This is a genomic window from Streptomyces muensis (genome assembly GCF_021474425.1).
Lineage (GTDB): Bacteria > Actinomycetota > Actinomycetes > Streptomycetales > Streptomycetaceae > Streptomyces > Streptomyces muensis.
Genome location: NZ_JAKEIP010000451.1, coordinates 1 through 3,855, shown reverse-complemented (window position 1 = coordinate 3,855; position 3,855 = coordinate 1). Strand labels below are relative to the sequence as shown.

Sequence of the window (3,855 nt, the reverse complement as noted above, 5' to 3'; positions counted from 1 at the left end):
GGGCGGGGTTTTCTCGGTGCGGTGTTGTGGCGGGCTCCTATACGTCTGGTGAGAAGCGGAGTGCCCCCGCTGGGATTTTTGCGTCGCACCAGACTCGTACGCCCTCCCTCAGTTCGTTGTCGGCGCCGATGATCGCGCCGTCGCCGATGACCGTGCCGGTGAGGACGGAGCGTTCGCCTACTCGGGCTCGGGTGCCGATGAGGGAGTCGGTGATGATGGCGCCGGGTTCGATGACGGCGCCGGGGAGGATGGTGCTGCCGAAGACGCGGGCGCCCTCGGCCACGAAGGCGCCCTCGCCCACCACGGTGCCGCCGGTGAGCTTGGCGTCGGGGGCCACGGTGGCCGTGGGGAGGATCAGGCGGTCGCCGCAGCGGCCGGGGACGGCGGGGGACGGGGCGTGCCCGAGGACGAGGTCGGCCGAGCCGCGGACGAAGGCCGCGGGGGTGCCGAGGTCGAGCCAGTAGGTCGAGTCGACCATGCCCTGGAGGTGGGCGCCGGCCGAGAGGAGATCCGGGAAGGTCTCGCGTTCCACCGAGACCGGGCGGCCCGCCGGGATCGTGTCGATGACCGAGCGGCGGAAGACGTACGCGCCCGCGTTGATCTGGTCGGTGACGATCTCCTCGGGGGTCTGGGGCTTCTCCAGGAAGGCCGTCACCCGGCCCGTGTCGTCCGTGGGGACCAGGCCGTACGCCCTCGGGTCCGTCACCTTGGTGAGGTGGAGGGAGACGTCCGCGGCCGTTGTCTCGTGCGTGTGGACCAGCGCCCTGATGTCCAGGCCCGTCAGGATGTCGCCGTTGAAGATCAGGACCGGGTCGTCAGGGCCTGAGTGGAGTCGGGAAGCCACGTTGCGGATCGCGCCGCCCGTGCCGAGGGGCTCCTCCTCCGTGACGTACTCCAGATGGAGGCCGAGCGCCGAGCCGTCGCCGAAGTACGGCTCGAAGACCTCGGCCAGGTAGGACGTGGCCAGGACGATGTGGTCCACGCCCGCCGCTCTCGCTCTCGCCAACTGGTGCGTGAGGAACGGAACCCCGGCCGCCGGAACCATCGGCTTCGGCGTGTGCACGGTGAGCGGACGCAGCCGGGTGCCCTTGCCGCCGACCAGGAGGATCGCTTCTGTCACCTGTCGTCTCTGCTTCCTGCCGGGACCGGCCGAACTGTCTTTCGGCCGGCCAGTGTATGCAGTCCGTTGTACGGCGCCTTCGACGGCAGTGCGGTACTCCGCGTTCCACCCCGTGCCCCCCGTCGGCGGTGAATGTGACCCGACCCGTGTGCCGGGCCGGCCCCGTGAACTCCCCTCGGCGTCGGCTCAGCGGCCCTGGTAGCGGGCCGACGACGCGCGGGCCGAGCCGAGCTTGCGGTAGAGCTGCAGCCCGGGGCACGCCGTGGAGTAGCCGTCCCGATGGCCGGAGATCACATTCAGTCGTACGTTCTTTCCCTTTCGGTAGAGATTGCCACCTCCGGACGTCAGGTATGTCTTTCCGCGCGGATTGGCGCCGTAGAGGCCCAGCTTCCAAGCCGTGAGCCGGGCCACGGCCTTCACCGAGGCGGCGGTCGGCCTGGTGGTGCCGTAGCTGCCGAGGACGGCGATCCCCGTGCTGTTGGAGTTGAAACCGAGGGTGTGGGCACCCAGGACGGGCTTCGCCACGCCCCCGGCGCGCCCCTCGTAGATGTTTCCGCACTTGTCGACGAGGAAGTTGTAGCCGATGTCGCGCCAGCCCATGCTCTTGACGTGGTAGCGGTAGATACCGCGAATGAGCGAGGGGGCCTGCGAGCAGCGGTACTTGCTGCCGGTGGCCGTGTGGTGCACGAAGGCCGCCTTCACCTTCTTCGTGTACGCGAACCGCCTCTCCCGCCAGCTCTCGTTCGCGCCCCAGCCGCGCCGCGTGACGATGCGCGGCCGCGGCCCGATGTACGGCTTCGCCCGCTGCGCCTGCGTCAACTCGGCTCCGCGCAGGGCCAGCAGCTCCCGTTCGGTCGCGGTGCGGTCCAGTGCGGGGATCTCGGCGGCGCCGACGGGGGCGAGTTCGGCGTTGGCGCCGGAGGCGGCGAGGGCTTCGGCGGTCTCGACGGTGTCGGCCTTCAGGGATCCGGGGCGGGTGGCGCCGCCGGGGTCGCCGCCCTTCACCGGGGCGGGCTCACCGGGGTCGACGAGTTCGAGGCGGAGGCCTGCGGGGAGCGTGGTGGCGTCGTCGGGGGTGACCGTCGGGGCCGCCGTCGAATCGTCGCCGGTGCTCTCCTCCCTCTCCTGTGCTCCGGTTTCGTTCGCGTCCTCGGGTTCGTCGGTGGGGAGGGGTCGTGCGGTTCCCGTCTCGGTCTCGGTGTCCGTCACCGTCCCGGTCTCCGTCTCCGTCTCCGTCTCCGTCTCCGTCTCCGTCTCCGTCTCCGTCTCCGTCTCCGGGGTGACCCGTACCTCGACGGCGTCCGACTCGCCGACCCACAAGGGCGCCGTGGAGCCGCGTACCCGGCCCGATGCGGGCTCGTCGGTGCCCGGGTCGGCGGCGTGTTCGCTGTTGTGCGTCTCGACGTCCTGCCAGCCGGACCAGGTGCCCGTGCCGACCGCGCGGGTACGGACCTGGACGCGGCCGTGCAGTTCGGCGCCCGGGCGGTCCCAGGTGACGCCGACGAGGGAGAAGTGCGGTACGTCGCGGGGGGACAGCCCCTGTTCGACGGGGGCGCCGAGGATGCGGTCACGGTCGAGGGGGACGAGGGGCAGCGACTGGGTGCTGCCGGGGACGTACGCGTCGGCGTCCCCGTGACGCCCCGCCGGTCCGGCCACCGTCCTCTCGCTGGTGGCCGCTTGCACTTCGGACGCCGGTCTCGCGGTCGTCGCGGCGGCGGGTGGGGTGAGCGGGAGGGCCAGAGCGGCCGCGCACGTGACACCGATCGAGGAAGCAAGGAATCCACGCATACCCCTGATGTTGGACATAGTCACACAAAGCTGTCCATCGGAGAACTGACGGGGCGTCTGTCCGTCGTTCGTCCGAACCGGTGGCGTGCGGGTGCCCGTACCGAGGGGTGCGCCGCTGCTCGCCCGCGTACGCTTGCGCGGGTGAACGCCACCGATCGCACCCCTGCCGACCTGCTGCGTTCCGCGCTCGCCGCGGATCCCGGACGCCCCCTGGTGACCTTCTACGACGACGCCACCGGGGAACGTGTCGAATTGTCCGTGGCCACCTTCGCCAATTGGGTGGCCAAGACCGCGAATCTGCTCCAGGGCGACCTCGGGGTCGGGCCTGGTGACCGGGTCACGCTGTTGCTGCCCGCGCACTGGCAGACGGCGGTGTGGTTGCTGGCGTGTTCGTCGGTGGGTGCTGTCGCGGACGTGGGGGGAGATCCGGCGGCGGCCGATGTGGTCGTGAGCGGGCCGGAGGGGCTGGAGGCCGCGCGGGCGTGCCGGGGTGAGCGGGTCGCGTTGGCGCTACGGCCGTTGGGGGGTCGTTTTCCGCAGCCGCCGGCCGGTTTCGCCGACTATGCCGTGGAGGTGCCGAGTCAGGGGGATCGTTTCGCGCCTTATGCGCCGGTCGACCCTGAGGGGCCCGCGCTCATCGTGGCCGGGCGGGAGTTCAGTGGTGCCGAGGTCGTGGAGCGGGCTCGGGCCGAGGCGCCGGGCCTCGGGCTCGCCGGGCCCGGGTCGCGGATCCTCTCGGGGCTTTCGTACGACACCTGGGAGGGGCTCGACGCCGGTCTGTTCGCGGCGCTGGCGACGGGTGGGTCGGTCGTGCTGTGCCGGCATCTCGATGCGCTGTCCGAGGACGCGTTGGCCAAGCGGATCGACGACGAACGGGTCACCACCACGGCCCGCTAGCCCCAACGGTTCCTCGCCCCCGCCGCCCCTACCCGTCCCATCCCTGAAGG

3 protein-coding genes are annotated in these 3,855 nt (G+C 71.4%); 1 reads left to right on the top strand and 2 read right to left on the bottom strand.

Annotated elements, in window-relative coordinates:
- Positions 1 to 37: 37 nt before the first annotated feature.
- Together manB and L0P92_RS42835 are read right to left on the bottom strand one after the other, a co-directional pair.
- The gene (manB, locus tag L0P92_RS42840; RefSeq protein WP_234768547.1) at positions 38 to 1,120 is read right to left on the bottom strand and encodes a mannose-1-phosphate guanylyltransferase; all 1,083 of its coding nucleotides are present in this window, start codon (positions 1,118 to 1,120) and stop codon (positions 38 to 40) included.
- A 186-nt stretch (positions 1,121 to 1,306) separates the two neighbouring features.
- Positions 1,307 to 2,908: a peptidoglycan recognition protein family protein gene (locus tag L0P92_RS42835; RefSeq protein ID WP_234768546.1), complete on the bottom strand. Its 1,602-nt coding sequence runs from the start codon at positions 2,906 to 2,908 to the stop codon at positions 1,307 to 1,309.
- Positions 2,909 to 3,049: 141 nt separating this feature from the next.
- On the opposite strand from L0P92_RS42835, the gene L0P92_RS42830 reads away from it, so the two are divergent.
- Positions 3,050 to 3,805, top strand: coding sequence for a TIGR03089 family protein (locus L0P92_RS42830; protein WP_234768545.1), 756 nt, complete (start codon positions 3,050 to 3,052; stop codon positions 3,803 to 3,805).
- Positions 3,806 to 3,855 lie beyond the last annotated feature (50 nt).